This is a genomic window from Kitasatospora sp. NPDC056076, from assembly GCF_042266305.1.
Classification (GTDB): domain Bacteria; phylum Actinomycetota; class Actinomycetes; order Streptomycetales; family Streptomycetaceae; genus Kitasatospora.
In genome coordinates this window covers 37,421-52,701 of the sequence record NZ_JBHJWG010000027.1, presented here as the reverse complement: position 1 = coordinate 52,701, position 15,281 = coordinate 37,421, and the positions used below count along the sequence as shown (strand labels likewise).

Below are 15,281 nucleotides of genomic sequence, written 5' to 3'. Positions count from 1 at the left end.
GCTGCCCCGGTGACGAACATCCGTACGGCGGCCGGGCGAAGACGGGTGGTGCTCCTCGGCATCGGCGCCGGCCTCTCCCTCACCTCGGCGGGCGCGCTGTACGCCCTGCTGTACGTGCGGTCGCTGGACTACGGGGAGCGCTGCGAGCGCGGCCTGGTATCGGGCGGCGGTCGGCTGCTGGAGACGGGCGCCTCCTGGCTCCCGCCGGACGCCTGGTGCCGGTTCGAGGACCGGAGCCTGTCCACCACGCCGTTCTGGGCGCTGCTGCTGTTCTACGCGTTGCTGACCGTGGTGGTCTGGTCGGTCATCGCGCTGGTGCACACCGTCCGTCCACGTCCGGACCCGGGGCTGGACTGGCAGCCGAGGCACGGTACCGGGCCGGGCTGGTAGGCGCGCAGGTGGTTGTGCCGGCGGCGCCGGTGGGGGTGGTACGGGTGCCGGTGGGGGCGGTGGCGGTGCGGGTGGCCGTGCTCACCGGTGCTGCGGGCGGTCGGCGGCGGGTGCGCAGCGGGGACAGGTAGACCGGCAGGAAGGCCGTCGCGAGGACGGCCCCGCCGAGCCAGAGCGTGGTGCGCAGGCCGAGGAGTTCGCCGAGCAGCCCGGAGAGCGCGGAGCCGATCGCGAGCGCGCCGAAGAGCAGGAAACGGAAAGTGGCGTTCATCCGGCCGAGCAGGTGGTCCGAGGTCATCCGCTGACGCAGGCTCACCCCGAGCACGTTGTCCATGCCGGTCTTGAGCGAGACCAGCAGCCAGCCCGCCCCGGCCAGGAACAGCCACGGCCCGCCGACGATCATCGGCACCAGCAGTCCGGCGGGCGCCAGGCACAGACCCGCCAGGGCGAGGGTGCGACCGTCACCGAACCGGGCCGAGACCGGGCGGGCGCAGCGCGAACCGAGCAGGATGCCGACCCCGCCGACCGCCCAGAACAGGCCCAACGCCCAGGCCGGGAGGTTCAGTTCACGGACGAACAGCACCGGGAGCAGGGTGTTGACCAGTTGCGAGCCGAGGTTGTTGAGGGAGGCGGTGGCGGCCAGGGCCCGCAGCTCCGGGTTGCCGAGGACGTGCCTCAGGCCCTCGGCGATCTGCGCGCCGAGGCCGGGGACGGGGACGGGGATACCGGGGCGGGTGGCGGTGTCGGGGTGGGCGGCCGTGGGGACGTCATCGGCGGGGATGTCGGCGGGGGTGCGGCGCAGCGCGGTGAGCCGCAGGGCGGAGCCGAGGTGGCTGAGCGCGGTCACCGCGATCGCCAGTGGCGCGGTGAGCAACTGGACCAGCATCCCGCCCGCACCGCGTCCGGCGACGTTGCCGACCGCCATCAGCCCGACCACGGCGGAGTTCGCGTCCACCAGATGCTCCCGGCCGACCAGCCCTGGTAGCACGCTCTGCGAGCCGACGTCGAAGAAGACCGTGGCACCGCCGGTGAGCAGCGCGACCGCGTACAGCTGCCCGAGGGTGAGCCCGCCGAGCCACCAGGCCAGCGGGACGGAGGCGTAGAGCGCGGCCTTCACCAGGTCGGCCACGATCAGGACGCGACGGTGGTGCATCCGGTCGACCCAGGCACCGGCGGGCAGCCCGATCAGCAGGAAGGCGAGGGTACTCAGGGTGGCGAGCAGACCGGCCTGGCCGGGGCCCGCGCCGAGGGCCTCGACGGCGACCAGGGGGACGGCGACGTAGCCGACGTTGGTGCCGAGTTGGGTGAGAGCGGTGGCGGTGAAGAGGGTGCGGAAGTCGGGGATCCGCCAAAGGGAGTCGGGGCGCATGGTCCGTTCAGTCACGTGCGAGGTCCGGGAGGACGGGGGTGGGGTCCGGGAGGACGGGGGCAGGGGCGGGCTTCGGCCGGTGCTTCACGAGGAACACCCCGGCCAGGACGACGGCCATCCCGACCACCGCCCGTGCGGTCAGCTGCTCACCGAGGAACAGGGCGCCGAGCGCGGTGGACACGACCGGCAGCAGGTAGCCGACGGTGGCGGCACCGGTCGGGCCTTCGGTGGCGATCAGGCGGTAGTTGAGGTGGAAGGTCAGCCCGGTGCAGGCGATGCCGAGGACGGTGACGGCGGCCAGGCCGAGCGGATCGGCGCCGGCGAGCGGGTTCAGCGGGCCGACCGTGGGCAGGGCGATCGCGCTCAGCCCGGCGGCGGCGGAGAGCTGGGCGGCGGAGAGGGCGAGCGGGGCGGTGTCCGTCCCGGCGAATGCCCGGGCCATGTAGGCGAAGGCGATGGCGTAACTCGCCGCCGCGCCGAGCAGGGTGAGCGCCCCGGGGATACTGATGCCCCCGCCGGCGCCGCCGCCGATCCCGTCACCGATTCCGCCGCCGTCGCGCCACGGGGCGAGGATCAGCAGCACGCCGGCGAAGCCGAGCAGCAGACCGACGAGGCGCAGTGGGCCCCGGGCCCGCTCGGTCCCGAGGGCGAAGCCGATCAGCAGCGACCAGAGCGGGGTGGTCGCGTGCAGCACCCCGGCCAGGCCGGAGCCGACGCTGCGTTCGCCGTAGGCGGTCAGCAGGAACGGCAGGGCGTTGCAGAAGAACGCGGCCACGGCGAGCCGCCGCCAGAGCGCGCCGCCGCGTGGCAGACGTTGCCCGGCGGAGCGGGCGAGCAGCAGCAGGACGGCGGCGCCGAGGGCGGCGCGCAGCACGGTGATCTGCACCGGGGTGAGCCCGTGTTGCAGCGCGATCCTGATCCAGAGGAAGCCTGAGCCCCAGAGCAGGGCGAGGACGGCCATCCGCAGCACGGTCCAGCTCCTTGTCGATGGTGGTGTCGGTCGGGTTTCGGGGTGCCCGATGACGGTCGCGCGCGGTGATCACTTAGCACAAGCGAAAAGTTCTGAACCACCTTTAAGCTGCGCTGCATGATTGCCTCACTCGACGTCCGCCGGATGCAGGTGCTGCGCGCCGTGGTCGACCACGGCTCGGTGAGCGCGGCCGCCGGCGCGCTCGGCTACACCCCGTCCGCCGTCAGCCAGCAGGTGGCGACGCTGGAGCGGGAGACCGGGACGGCGCTGCTGGAACGGATCGGGCGCGGCGTGCGACCGACCGCCGCCGGACTGCTGCTCGCCGGACACGCGGCAGCCATCGACCGGCAGGTCGCCGAGGCGGGCGCGGCACTGGCCGACCTGCGGGCCGGACGCACCGGCTGCCTGACCGTCCGGTACTTCACCACGGCCGGCTCCGCCCTGGTGGCACCCGCGTTGGCCGTCTTCCGCCGCGAGTACCCGGGCGTGCGGCTCGACCTGGGCCTGACCGACCCCGTCGACCCGCTCATCGAGGTACGGGACGGCCGGGCCGACCTCGCGGTGGTGTTCCGGGCCGAGGACGCCCCGACCGGGCTCCGGTTGGTGCACTTGCAGGACGATCCGTACCGCGTCGTGCTGCCCCGGGGTCACCGGCTGGCCGGGCGGCGCGTGCTGGACCTGTCCGAGCTGGCGGAGGAGCCCTGGGTCGGCGCCGAGCCGCCCGGCCCCTGTCGGAGCCTGGTGGAGGACGCCTGCGACGCGGCCGGATTCCGTCCGGCACTCGCGGTGGACGGCGCGGACTACGTCACCGCGCAGGGCTTCGTCGCGGCGGGGCTGGGAGTGTCGCTGCTTCCGGAACTGGGCCTGACGCAGCGCCACCCGGGCGTCACGGTCTGCCGGGTGCGCAGCCCGGAGCCGGTACGGACCCTGCACGCCGCCGTACGGGAGGGTGCCTGGGGGCAGCCGGTGCTCGGGGCGCTGGTGGCAGCACTCCGATCGGTGGCAGCTCCCGTGTCAGCGGTGCGGACGGTGTAGGTGGCCGGGGGGGTGGGTTGTCGGCGGAGTGGGCGACGGAGGCGGTGCGGGCGGTGACCGGGCGCGCGGCGCGGGCGGTGATCGGGCTGCGGCGCAGGCGGTGATCGCGCGCGCGGCGCAGGCGGTGATCGGGCTGCAGCGGTCGGACTTGAAGTTGCCGCAGCGGCAGCTCCTACGGTCGTGACCGGGGCCGGAGGAACCGGCCCCGGTCCGAGCGGACGTGCACGGTGACGGAACGGGGCGACAGCCCCGCAGGAGAGGAGACGGCGATGGCCTGGCCGATCGCGGAGGTCGCCCGGATGTCGGGCGTGACGGCCCGCACCCTGCGGCACTACGCCGAGATCGGGCTGCTGCCCCCGGCCTGGATCGGCTCCAACGGCCACCGCTACTACGAGGAGCGGCAGTTGCTGCAGCTGCAGCAGATCCTCGTGCTGCGGGCACTGGGCGTGGGGCTGACCGAGATCTCCCGGATCGTCGGCGCCCAGGTCGACGAACTGGAGGCCCTGCGGGGCCACCACCGCCGACTGGTCGCCGAGCGCGACCGGCTCGACACCCTGGCCGCCACCGTCTCGCGCACGATCGCCGACCTGGAACGCTCCCGGAAGGACGGCACACCCATGACCAGCATCAACCGGCCCGAGAACCTGTTCGACGGCATCCAGCCCGCCGACATCGAGAGCAGCCTGCGGGACTTCCCCGAGCACATCGAGGCCACCCGGCTCGCGACCGCCGGGATGACCCCGGCGGAGATCGAAGCCGGCCAGCGCGAGCGGACCGCGCGGATGGTCCGCCTGGCGGAACTGATGGCCGCCGGCCACCCGGCCGAGGGCGAGCGCACGCAGCAGATGGTCGCTGAGGACTACCGAGTACTCATCGGTCTGCGGACCGGTGTTCCGCTGGACGAGTACCTCGCCCTCGCCCGCTCGTGCACGGAGAACGAGCAGTGGAGCGCCGCGTACGAGGCCATCGCTCCCGGGCTGGCCGCCTACCAGCGCGCCGCCATGGAGGCGTACGCGGCGGCTCGGCTCTCCTGAGCCGAGGCACCGGGCTCGGACCGGCGGCCCGACCCCGCCCGGTGGGGCGGGGGCGGCTCGGCGGAGCCGCCCCCATCGGGCAGTCCGCACAGCAGTCCGCACGGCAGCCCCCGCCCCCCGGGTGGCCGTCCCGGTCCGGGTCGGCCACCCCGGTCCTGGTCGGCCACCCCGCCGGAAGTCGCCCCGGGGACGCCCCGGCGTCACTCCGTCCGCAGGGCCGTGACCGTCCGGGTGCGGGCGGCCCAGGTCGCGGGCAGGAGGGCGCCGAGCAGGGCCAGCGCCACCCCGCCGCATATCAGCGGCCCCACCACCGACGGGGCGAACACCGTGAGGTCCGCGTCCGGCACCCCGATGCCGGCGGCGCGGGCCATCGCCGGCATCACCAGGTGGTGCACCCCGATCCCGATCGGGACCCCGATCAGCCCGGCCACCAGCCCGCTGCCGCCGACGGAGGTGAGCACCATGCCGACGGTCTGCCGGGGCGACATCCCGAGGGCCTTGAACACCCCCAGGTCGTGCACCCGTTCCCGGGTGTCCAGCAGCACGGTGTTGAGCACCCCGAGCCCCGCGACCACCGCGAGCAGCAGGGTTAGCGTGCCCGCCAGGGTGTTCATCGCCAGCACCACGATGTTGAGGCGGCCCTCACCGGGGTCGGCGCTCAGCCCCATCGGCTTCACCACTGCGTCCAGTCCGTCGGCGTAGGACGGCGCGTCGGTGCCCGAGATGAGGTCGATGTGGAAGGAGACCGCTTCGGCGTGGATCGCGCCACCGAGTGGCTCCAGCGAGGCGCGGTCCACGAACACCACGTCCTGGGTGGTCATGACCTCCCCGGTGATCTTCGCCGGGGTGGTGCGCCCGTGGTCGGTGAGGGTGACGGTGTCACCGACCTTCTTCTGGTTGGCCCGCAGGAAGGCGGCGCTGACCACCGTCTCGCCGGGGCCGTGGAACCAATGGCCCGTGACCAGTTGGAAGCCGCTCCAGGAGGCGTCGCCGGTGAAGGCGACCAGTTCGTAGCGATCGGTGGCCCCGGCCACCGTGGCCACGGCGGGCACGCTGCTGTACCAGGCCCTGGTCCCGGGACGGGATTCGATCGCCTTCACCACGGCCGCCTCGTCCACGTGGTCGACCGGGGCGGAGCCGTCGACCGGGACCTGGACCAGGACCTTGCCCGCGCCGTCCGCCGCCAGGCCGTCCTGGATCGATCCCAGGGAGAGCGTCAGCCCGACGCAGAGGGTGACCCCGGCCGTGCCGAGCACCACCGCGGCGGCGGTGGTCGCCGAGCGGCCCGGCCGGTTCAGCGGGGACGCCAGCCCGAGGCTGAGCGCCCGCGGCCCCGGAAGCCGGCCGATCAGGTCCTGCGCCGCGGACAAGAGGCCCGCCGGACCGGCCCGACCCGTCGTACCCCTGGCCGCCGCCCGCTTGGTGCCGGGCGCCGTCCGGCCGACCGCGAGCGCCTCGACCGTGCGCAGCCGTCCGGCCCTCAGCGCCGGCACCAGCGCGGTGCCGACCACTGCGGCCAGGGCCGCGCCCGCGACCACCACGTCCACCCAGACCGGGATGCCGAGCAGACCGCCGCGCAGGGCCTTGCGGGCCACTCCCAGCACCGGTACGGACAGCAGGTTTCCCCCGAGCACACCGAGCGCGGTGCCGACCCCGGCGGGGATCAGCGCCTGGCCGACGTAGGCGCGCGCCACCTGGGCCGGGGTGAAGCCCAGGGCCTTGAGGATGCCGATCCGCCGGGTGGCGGCGCTCACGGCGCCGCTGACCACCACGCCGATGATCAGCACCGACATGGCCAGGCCGAGCACCCCGAAGGCCGTGACGAACGGGACGAAGGTCGACGCCGTCCGGTTGGCCTCCTCCCGGGCGGGCCGGTAGGTGGTCGCCTTGGTGAGCGCACCGCTCGGCACCGCGGCGGCGATCGCCGCGTGGTCGGCGTCCACCTCGGCGTCACTGCCCGCGTGGGCGAAGCGGTAGAGGTACTGGGCGGCGGGCGTCGTGCCGGGCGCCGTCAGCCCCACCGCCTGCTCGGGGGCGACCCAGCCGTCCGCGCTCCAGGAGACCGAGTCGGCCAGGCCGACGACCTTGAGCGTCGGGCGCCCGGGCAGGTCGGGGAACTGCGCGGTGTCGCCCACCGACAGCGGGGAGCGCCCGTTCAGGAACACCACCTCGCCGGGGCCCGCGATCCAGCGGCCCCTGGTGACCCGCAGGTCGTCCATCGGGCCGTCCTGGGCCCGGCCGACCAGCGTCATCGGCGGCAGCAGGCTGCCCGCCGGCGGGATCCTGCTGTCCTGGCCGGCCCGCGGCTGGAGGGTGACCGCCGGGTAGGGGCCGGCCGAGGCCGTCACCCCGGGCACGTGCGCGGCCGCGGCGAGTTGGGCGGGGCTCGCCTTCGTCGGGTCGTACAGCACGTTGAGGTGGGCGCCGTGCTGGTCGGCGAAGGCGCGCTCGTACGGGCCCTGGGCGGCGACCACCAGCCCGAGGGCGAGGATGCACGCCGTCACGGACATCATCGTGGTGAGCACCATGACCAGGGTCTGCACCCGCTTGCGGCCCACCCCCGCCCGGACCACCTTGCCCATCACACTCATGCGCCCACCCCGCTCCGGTCGCCGGGGAGCGACGCGGCGGCCGTGTCCCGGACCAGGCGGCCGTCGAGCAGCTCGATCGTCCGGTCGGCGCAGGCCTCGGCGAGCGCGGTGTCATGGGTGACCAGCAGGATCGTCTGGCCCTCGGCGTTGAGCCCGCGGAGCAGCTCGCGGACGTCGGCGGCGGAGGCGGTGTCCAGCGCCCCGGTCGGCTCGTCCGCCAGCAGCAGCGGCGGACGGTTCATCAGCGCCCGGGCCACTGCGACGCGCTGGCGCTCGCCACCGGAGAGCCGACCGGGGAAGGCCTTGGCGTGCCGGGCCACCCCGAGCCGCTCCAGCAGCTCCCCGGCCCGGGCCCGGGCCGCCTCCCGGCGCATCCCGGCGAGTTGGGCCGGGAGCAGCACGTTGTCCTCGACGTTCAGGTCGTCCAGCAGGTTGAAGAACTGGAACACCATGCCGATCCTGGTCCGCCGGTACTCGGCGAGCGCGGCCTCGCCGAGTTCGTGGACGGCCACGCCGTCCACCTCGATGCCGCCCTCGCTCGGACGGTCGAGGCCGGCGACCAGGTTCAGCAGGGTGGACTTGCCGCTGCCCGAGCGGCCGAGCACGGCCACCGCCTCGCCGGCCCGCACCTCGAGGTCGAGCCCGGCCAGGGCGGGACGGGCTGCGTCGGATCGCTCGTACGTCTTGCTGACGCCGCGGATCCTGATGATCGGCGCGTTCACGGGCCCTCCACGGTTCGGGGTCCGGCTCCGGGAGGCCCGGGACCGGCTGACGGAACATCACGCTACGAAGCCGCGACCGGGCCCGGACAGCCGTCTGGGCGGCCTCCTGGGGGTGTATCCAGATACACCCCGAACTGGGTGTTCAGGCCTAGAGCGCCGGACGATCACGCCGGGCAGACTGACTCCGCGGAAGATCGGGACGGACGCCCACCGAGGGCTCCGGAACACAGACTTCGGGCCCCGCGGGGCCCGGGACGGAAAGGGGGCCGACATGGGGGCGGGAGTGATCACCGGGGTGGCTCGACGGCTGGGCCGGGCCTGCGCGGACGGTGTACGCGCCTGGTACGTGGCGACGATGGCCGTGACGGGGCTGATCTCGCTGCTGGCCGGGCCGATCGTGCTGGGTGCCGCGCTGTTCGGCCCGGACGAGTCCGGGCACTTCGGGCCGGGCGGGCCGCTGATCCTGACGGTGCCGCTGGGGCCGGTCGCCCTCTGGGCGCTCTGCTGGGCCACCGGCGGCTCCGGCCGGGCGGTGGGGGCCGTGCTGTTCGCCCCGGGCGCGCTCGCGGTGACGGCGACCCACCTGTACGGCGGCGCCGCGCCCGGCGGCCGGTCCGTCTCGCTCTGGCTGGCACCGTCGCTGCTGGTGCTCGGGCTGTTCGGCGCGCGCTGGATCGCCACCGAGAGCCGACGCGTCGTCGAGCGGTGGAGCGGGCGGCCGGTCCCGGCGCCGTACCACCGCCCGGTCGGCGACGCCGGCGCCTGGCAACGCCTGCGGGCCGGCGGCTGGTTGGCCGACCCGGCGACCTGGCGGGACCTCGCCTGGACGCTCCTCACCGGATCCGCCGTACTGCTGACGGCCGCGGTCGTGGTGCTGACACCGCTCGCGATGGAGGTCTTCGGCCGGAACGGGCTGCTGTTCCCGCTGATGATCGTCTACGGCATGGGCCTCTGGGTGGCCCCGTTCGCGCTCCTGTGGGCCGCACCGCCCGTCCTGAGGGTGCACGAGAGGGCGGCCAGGTCCCTGCTCGGGCCCTCCCGGCAGACCGAACTCGCCCGCCAGGTCAGCCATCTGGCGCGCACCAGGGCGGACACCATCGACGCCGGGGCGGCCGAGCTGCGCCGGATCGAGCGGGACCTCCACGACGGGGCGCAGGCCCGGCTGGTGGCGCTGGGCATGCTGCTGACCGTCGCCGAGCAGGTGAAGCACGACCCGGACGCCCTCGGGCCGCTGCTCGCCGAGGCGCGGACGTCCTCGGTGAAGGCGCTCAGCGAGCTACGGGACTTGGTCCGGGGCATCCATCCCCCGGTACTGGCCGACCGAGGCCTGGCCGACGCGGTGGAGGCCACCGCGCTGGACCTTCCCCTTCCGGTCACCTTCACCGGCGGGCTGCCCGGCCGGGCGCCGGCCCCGGTGGAGTCGGCCGCCTACTTCGCAGTGAGCGAACTGCTGGCCAACGCGGTGAAACACGCCGGGGCCTCGCACTTGTGGATCGAGATAGGGCACAGTGACGGGCTGCTGCGGATATCGGTCACCGACGACGGGCGCGGAGGCGCGGACCCGTCCCAGGGCACCGGCCTCAGCGGAACCGAACGCCGACTGGCCGCCTTCGACGGGGTACTCGCGATCAGCAGTCCGTCCGGCGGACCGACCATCGTGAACCTGGAGATCCCGTGCGCGTTGTCATCGCCGAAGACCTCTTCCTCCTCCGGGACGGGCTGACCCGGTTGCTGGAGGCCAACGGCATGAAGGTCACCGCGGCGGTCGAGAACGGCGAGCAGCTGCTCGCCGCGATCGCCGCCGACCGGCCCGACATCGCCGTGGTCGACGTGCGGCTGCCGCCGAGCTTCACGGACGAAGGGCTGCGCGCGGCACTCGCGGCCCGGCAGGCCCACCCGGGCCTCCCCGTACTGGTGCTCTCACAGTTCGTGGAGCAGCTCTACGCCCGTGAGCTGCTGGCCGGCAGCTCCGGCGGGATCGGCTACCTGCTCAAGGACCGCGTGCTGGACGGTGCCCAGTTCCTCGACGCCGTCCGCCGGGTCTCCCAGGGCGGTACGGCCATGGACCCGGAGGTGATCACCCGACTGCTCACCCACAACTCCTCGGCCGGCCCGGTCTCCACCCTCTCCCCGCGCGAGCGGCAGGTGCTGGCGCTGATGGCCGAGGGCCGCTCCAACGCGGCGATCGCCCAGCAGCTGGTGATCACCGAGCGGGCGGTCGCCAAGCACACCGCGTCGATCTTCGTCCGTCTCGACCTCCAGCCCTCCGACGACGACAACCGCCGGGTCCTGGCCGTCCTGGCCTACCTCAACAACTCCTGAGGGCCTCGACGGCCCCGGAAGGAGACGTCCCCGGAAGGACAGGAGCACGAGGGAGGAGGCAAGGACGGGAGGAAGCGGGACCAAGCAGACAGGAAGGGAAGCAGCTGTGATTGATTGAGCACGGACAAGTGAGGGGTGCCCCTCCGCGCCAGGGGGCTCGCCCTCCACCGAACGGGTCATCTACCCTGGTGAGGTGCTCATCCTTGTTCGCCGCCGCCACGTGGACCTGCTCCGCGTGACGACCATGTCCTGTCGACGCTCCGGCTGAACCTCGCGCCACCCACCCTCACGGCAGCCCCGACGCGGCCGCCACCACCTCCCGGCTACCCGGAGCACCCGCCGCACCAGGCGCGGCTCCGGCCTTCCCTGGTCGACCACCGGGACCAGCCGGGACGAGACCAGCGGATGTCACACATGACGCAGCAGTACACGCCCATATCCGGTACCGGCTCCACCCCGGAGGCGCACCCCGAGGCTCTCCCGGTGATCGACCTCTCGCTCGCCGACGGCAGCCCCGAGGACCGCCGCCGCCTGCACGACGAGCTCCGCGCCGCCGCCACCGGCGTCGGCTTCTTCCAGCTCGTCGGCCACGGCATCACCCCGGAGGAGACGGCCGCGCTCACCGGAGCCATGCGCGCCTTCTTCGCCCTCCCCGAGGCCGACCGGCTCTCCGTGAGCAACCTCAACTCCCCCCACTACCGCGGCTACACCCGCACCGGCGACGAGCGCACCGGCGGCAGCCAGGACTGGCGCGACCAGCTGGACATCGGCGCCGAGCTGCCCCCGCACACCCCCGGAAGCGGCGAGCCCCCGTACTGGTGGCTGGAAGGCCCCAACCAGTGGCCGACGGCGCTGCCCGAGCTGCGCACCGCCGCGCTCGGCTGGATCGACCACCTCGGCGCGGTCGCGCGCCGCCTGCTGCACGAGCTCCTCGCCTCGATCGGCGCCCGCCCCGACTTCTACGACGACGCCTTCGCGGGCCACCCCCACCTGCGGCTCAAGCTGGTCCGCTACCCGGGCACCGCGCCGGACGGCGCCGGCCAGGGCGTCGGCGCCCACAAGGACTACGGGTTCATCACCCTGCTCCTCCAGGACACCGTCGGCGGCCTCCAGGTGGAGCGCCCGGACGGCACCTTCCTGAACGTCCCGCCGCTCGACGGCGCCTTCGTGGTCAACCTCGGCGAGCTGCTGGAGGTGGCCACCGACGGCTACCTCAAGGCGACCAGCCACCGCGTGGTCAGCCCGGCCGGAGCCCGCGAGCGCTACTCCGTCCCGTTCTTCTACAACCCCCGCCTCGACGCCCACGTCGAGCCGCTCGACTTCCCCCTCGCCCACCACGCCCCCGGCGCCACCGAGGACCCGGCCAACCCCCTCTTCGCCGACTTCGGCTTCAACGAGTGGAAGGGCTACACCCGGGCCCACCCCGAGGTCACCCGCCGCCACCACGCCGCCCTCGCCTGACCCGCCACCCGCGAGGGACCCACCACCCGCGAGGGACCCACCCCCTGCGCGGGACCCACAGGCGACTCGAAACCGGCGCCCGCCCCGACACCGGGGCCGGCGCCGGTTCGCCGTCCCCGGGCCGCCCACCCCGTCCGATGGACCTGATCGCACCGCACTGTCACACTGCAGCTGTCACAGCAGGAGTGTGCCAGCGCGGGAGGCAGCAGATGGGGGAGCACGGCGCCGGGGTGGGCGAGGTGCGGCTGACGGTGGACGAGTTGGCGGCGCGGGCCGGGGTGACGGTGCGGACGGTGCGGTTCTACGGGACGAAGGGGCTGCTCCCGCCGCCGGAACTGGGCCCGCGGCGGGTGGGGCTGTACGGGGCCGCGCACCTGGACCGGCTGGGGCTGATCGAGGAGTTGCAGCGGCAGGGGCTGACCCTGGCCGCGATCGAGCGCTACCTGGCCCGGCTGCCGGAGGACAGCACCCCGCTGGGCCTGGCCATCCACCGGGCGCTGGTGGCGTCCTGGACGCCGGAGACCGCCGAGGAGGTGGGCCGCGCCCAGTTGGAGCGGCGGGCCGGTCGGGGGTTGTCGGAGGAGCAGGTGGAACGCCTGGTCGCAATGGGGGCGCTGGAGCGCACCGCCGACCCGGAGGTGTTCCGGACGGATCCGGGCCTGCTGCCGCTGGGCGTGCGGATCCTGGACGTGCCGATCCCGCTGGAGACGCTGCTGGCCGCCCGGGCGGTGGTGGTGGAGCACAGCCGGGCGACCGCGCGGGAGTTGCAGCGGCTGTTCCGGGAGACGGTCTGGAAGCCGTACCGGGAGAGCGAGCCGGATCCGACGGAGCTGGCCCGGATGAAGGAGCTGACCGACCACATCCAGCCGATGGTGGCGCAGGCACTGGTCACCGCGTTCCAGCGCTTCCTGCGCGAGGAGTTGGGCGACGAGCTGGGCGAGGAGCCGATCGAGAAGTCGGGCGAGAGGTCGGGCGAGGAGTCGGGCGAGGAGTCGGGCGGGGAGTCGGGCGGGGAAACCGGCAACTAGCAGGAGCCGGGTGGGGCCGTGCCCTCGCGCGCACGCCCCCACCCGACCCACCCGCCCTGTCCCGGGCAGTCGGTGAGGATCAGTCAGCGACGATCAGTCGGTGACGATCAGTCGGTGACGATCAGTCGGTGAAGGATCAGTCGGTGAAGGTCCGCCCCTCCGCCGCGATCCGCTCCAGCAGGGCCGGCGGCGCGAACCGCTCGCCGTAGGCGGCGGCGAGCTCGCGGGCGCGGGCCGCGAAGCCGGCCGGGCCGCCCGGGTAGCCGTTGATGTACTGGAAGACGCCGCCCGTCCAGGCCGGGAAGCCGATGCCCAGGATGGAGCCCACGTTGGCGTCGGCGACCGAGGTGAGCACGCCCTCCTCCAGGCAGCGCACCGAGTCGATCGCCTCGCTGAACAGCAGCCGCTCCTTGAGGTCCTCGAACGGGACCTCCGCGGGGTCGACCGGTCCGGCGCCACCGGCGAAGTGCTCCAGCAGCCCCGGCCAGAGTCGGCCGCGCTTGCCGTCCGCGCCGTACTCGTAGAAGCCCGCGCCGCCGCTGCGCCCGGGGCGGCCGAACTCGTCGACCATCCGGTCCACCACCGCGTCCGCCGGGTGCGGGGTCCAGGTGCCGCCGGCGGCCTCGACCGCGCGCCGGTACTCGTCGCGGATCTTGCGCGGCAGGGTGAGGGTGAGCTCGTCCATCAGGGAGAGCACCTTGGCGGGGTAGCCGGCCTGGGCGGCGGCCTGCTCGACGGAGGCCGGGTGGATGCCCTCGCCGACCATGGCGACGCCCTCGTTGAGGAACTGGCCGATCACCCGCGAGGTGAAGAAGCCCCGGGAGTCGTTGACCACGATCGGGGTCCTGTCGATCTGCCGGACCAGGTCGAAGGCGCGGGCGAGCGCCTCGTCGCCGGTCTGCGGGCCCCGGATGATCTCGACCAGGCGCATCTTGTCGACCGGCGAGAAGAAGTGCAGGCCGATGAAGTCGCCGGTGCGCCGGACGCCTTCGGCGAGCACGCCGATCGGCAGGGTGGAGGTGTTGGAGCAGAGCAGCGCGTCCGGGGCGACCACGCCCTCGATCTCCTGGAACACCTTGTGCTTGAGCTCGGTGTTCTCGAAGACGGCCTCGATCACCGCGTCGCAGCCGGCCAGGTCGGCGGCGTCGCCGGTGGGGGTGATCCGGGCCAGCAGCTCGTCGCGCTGCGCCTCGGTGGAGCGGCCGCGGGCGATCGCCTTGTTCAGCAGGCCCTCGGAGTAGGCCTTTCCGCGCTCGGCGGCCTCGGTGCTGACGTCCTTGAGCACGACCTCGATGCCGGCCTTGGCGCAGGCGTACGCGATGCCGGCGCCCATCATCCCGGCGCCGAGCACCGCGACCTTGCGGACCAGCTGCTTCTCGACGTCCTTGGGCCGCCCCGCGCCGGAGTTGACCGCCTGCATGTCGAAGAACAGCGCCTGGATCATGTTCTTGCTGGTCTGCCCGCAGGCCAGCTCGGTGAAGTAGCGGGCCTCGATCACCATCGCGGTGTCGACGTCGACCTGACTGCTCTCCACCGCGGTGGCCAGCACGTTGCGCGGGGCCGGGTAGGGCGCTCCGTTGAGCTGCTTGCGCAGGTTGGCCGGGAAGGCGGGCAGGTTGGCGGCGAAGGCGGGGGTGGCGGGGGTGCCGCCGGGGATCTTGTAGCCCTTGACGTCCCAGGGCTGGACGGCGGTCGGATTGGCCTCGATCCAGGCCTTCGCCCGGGCCGTCAACTCCTCCGGGGTGTCGACCAGTTCGTGCACCAGTCCGTGCTCCAGCGCCTGCGCCGGGCGGTACTGGCGGCCCTGCAGCAGGAACTTCAGCAGGGCGTCGGTGATGCCGAACAGCCGCACCGTGCGGACCACGCCGCCGCCGCCCGGCAGCAGGCCGAGGGTGACCTCGGGCAGGCCGATCCGGCTGGCGGGGGTGTCCAGCGCGATCCGGTGGTGGCAGGCGAGGGCGATCTCCAGACCGCCACCGAGGGCGCTGCCGTTGACGGCGGCGACGACCGGCTTGCCGAGGGTCTCCAGCTTGCGCAGCGAGCGCTTGATCCGCATGGACTTCTCGAAGACGGCCTCGGCGTCCTCGGGGCGGGCGGCGGACAGCATCCGCAGGTCTCCCCCGGCGAAGAAGGTCTTCTTGCCGGAGGTGACCACCACGCCGCGCAACGCGTCGCCGAGGCCGGCCAGCCGTTCGACGGTGGCCTCGAAGTCGGCCGTGAAGGCCTCGTTCATGGTGTTGACGGACTGGGTGGGGTCGTCGAGGACGAGGGTGACCACGCCGTCCCGGTCCTGCTCCCAGCGGATGGTGGTGGTGTCGCTCATGGGTTCAAGGTCTCCAGGTCTACCGGGGGGAGAGGG

At 73.8% G+C, this 15,281-nt stretch carries 12 protein-coding genes; 7 read left to right on the top strand and 5 right to left on the bottom strand.

Features of this window, described 5'->3' with window-relative positions; genetic code table 11:
• Nucleotides 1-9: 9 nt before the first annotated feature.
• On the top strand, nucleotides 10-390 hold the full coding sequence (locus ACFC1T_RS22460) for a hypothetical protein (protein ID WP_375891194.1): 381 nt from the start codon (nucleotides 10-12) through the stop codon (nucleotides 388-390).
• On the opposite strand, the gene ACFC1T_RS22455 is transcribed toward ACFC1T_RS22460, so the two are convergent.
• The gene (locus ACFC1T_RS22455) at nucleotides 305-1,774 is read right to left on the bottom strand and encodes an MFS transporter (protein WP_375891193.1); all 1,470 of its coding nucleotides are present in this window, start codon (nucleotides 1,772-1,774) and stop codon (nucleotides 305-307) included. The two genes, ACFC1T_RS22460 and ACFC1T_RS22455, sit on opposite strands and share 86 nt — an antisense overlap.
• Nucleotides 1,767-2,720 carry a DMT family transporter gene (locus ACFC1T_RS22450; RefSeq protein WP_375891322.1) on the bottom strand — a complete coding sequence of 318 codons (954 nt, stop codon included), beginning with the start codon at nucleotides 2,718-2,720 and terminating at the stop codon, nucleotides 1,767-1,769. The genes ACFC1T_RS22455 and ACFC1T_RS22450 overlap by 8 nt, the downstream gene beginning before the upstream one ends.
• A 153-nt stretch (nucleotides 2,721-2,873) precedes the next feature.
• On the opposite strand from ACFC1T_RS22450, the gene ACFC1T_RS22445 reads away from it, so the two are divergent.
• Nucleotides 2,874-3,764, top strand: coding sequence for a LysR family transcriptional regulator (locus ACFC1T_RS22445; protein WP_375891321.1), 891 nt, complete (start codon nucleotides 2,874-2,876; stop codon nucleotides 3,762-3,764).
• Between the two features lie 269 nt (nucleotides 3,765-4,033).
• Entirely contained in the window at nucleotides 4,034-4,798 is a 765-nt protein-coding gene (locus ACFC1T_RS22440) for a MerR family transcriptional regulator (RefSeq protein ID WP_375891191.1), read from the top strand.
• 200 nt (nucleotides 4,799-4,998) lie between these two features.
• On the opposite strand, the gene ACFC1T_RS22435 is transcribed toward ACFC1T_RS22440, so the two are convergent.
• Nucleotides 4,999-7,389 carry an FtsX-like permease family protein gene (locus ACFC1T_RS22435; RefSeq protein ID WP_375891190.1) on the bottom strand — a complete coding sequence of 797 codons (2,391 nt, stop codon included), beginning with the start codon at nucleotides 7,387-7,389 and terminating at the stop codon, nucleotides 4,999-5,001.
• Entirely contained in the window at nucleotides 7,386-8,111 is a 726-nt protein-coding gene (locus ACFC1T_RS22430; RefSeq protein WP_375891188.1) for an ABC transporter ATP-binding protein, read from the bottom strand. The genes ACFC1T_RS22435 and ACFC1T_RS22430 overlap by 4 nt, the downstream gene beginning before the upstream one ends.
• Before the next feature lie 271 nt (nucleotides 8,112-8,382).
• Between ACFC1T_RS22430 and ACFC1T_RS22425 the strand changes: the two genes are divergently transcribed.
• The 4 genes from ACFC1T_RS22425 to ACFC1T_RS22410 all read left to right on the top strand — a co-directional run bounded on the left by ACFC1T_RS22425 (nucleotide 8,383) and on the right by ACFC1T_RS22410 (nucleotide 12,922).
• Nucleotides 8,383-9,834: a histidine kinase gene (locus tag ACFC1T_RS22425; RefSeq protein ID WP_375891186.1), complete on the top strand. Its 1,452-nt coding sequence runs from the start codon at nucleotides 8,383-8,385 to the stop codon at nucleotides 9,832-9,834.
• Entirely contained in the window at nucleotides 9,786-10,433 is a 648-nt protein-coding gene (locus tag ACFC1T_RS22420; RefSeq protein ID WP_375891184.1) for a response regulator, read from the top strand. Before ACFC1T_RS22425 ends, ACFC1T_RS22420 begins: the two co-directional genes overlap by 49 nt.
• A 414-nt stretch (nucleotides 10,434-10,847) precedes the next feature.
• A complete protein-coding gene (locus ACFC1T_RS22415) occupies nucleotides 10,848-11,894 on the top strand; it encodes an isopenicillin N synthase family dioxygenase (RefSeq protein ID WP_375891182.1) in 1,047 nt (348 codons plus the stop codon).
• 209 nt (nucleotides 11,895-12,103) lie between these two features.
• The gene (locus ACFC1T_RS22410) at nucleotides 12,104-12,922 is read left to right on the top strand and encodes a MerR family transcriptional regulator (RefSeq protein ID WP_375891181.1); all 819 of its coding nucleotides are present in this window, start codon (nucleotides 12,104-12,106) and stop codon (nucleotides 12,920-12,922) included.
• A 136-nt stretch (nucleotides 12,923-13,058) separates the two neighbouring features.
• On the opposite strand, the gene ACFC1T_RS22405 is transcribed toward ACFC1T_RS22410, so the two are convergent.
• Nucleotides 13,059-15,245 carry a 3-hydroxyacyl-CoA dehydrogenase NAD-binding domain-containing protein gene (locus ACFC1T_RS22405; RefSeq protein WP_375891179.1) on the bottom strand — a complete coding sequence of 729 codons (2,187 nt, stop codon included), beginning with the start codon at nucleotides 15,243-15,245 and terminating at the stop codon, nucleotides 13,059-13,061.
• Between the last annotated feature and the right edge of the window lie 36 nt (nucleotides 15,246-15,281).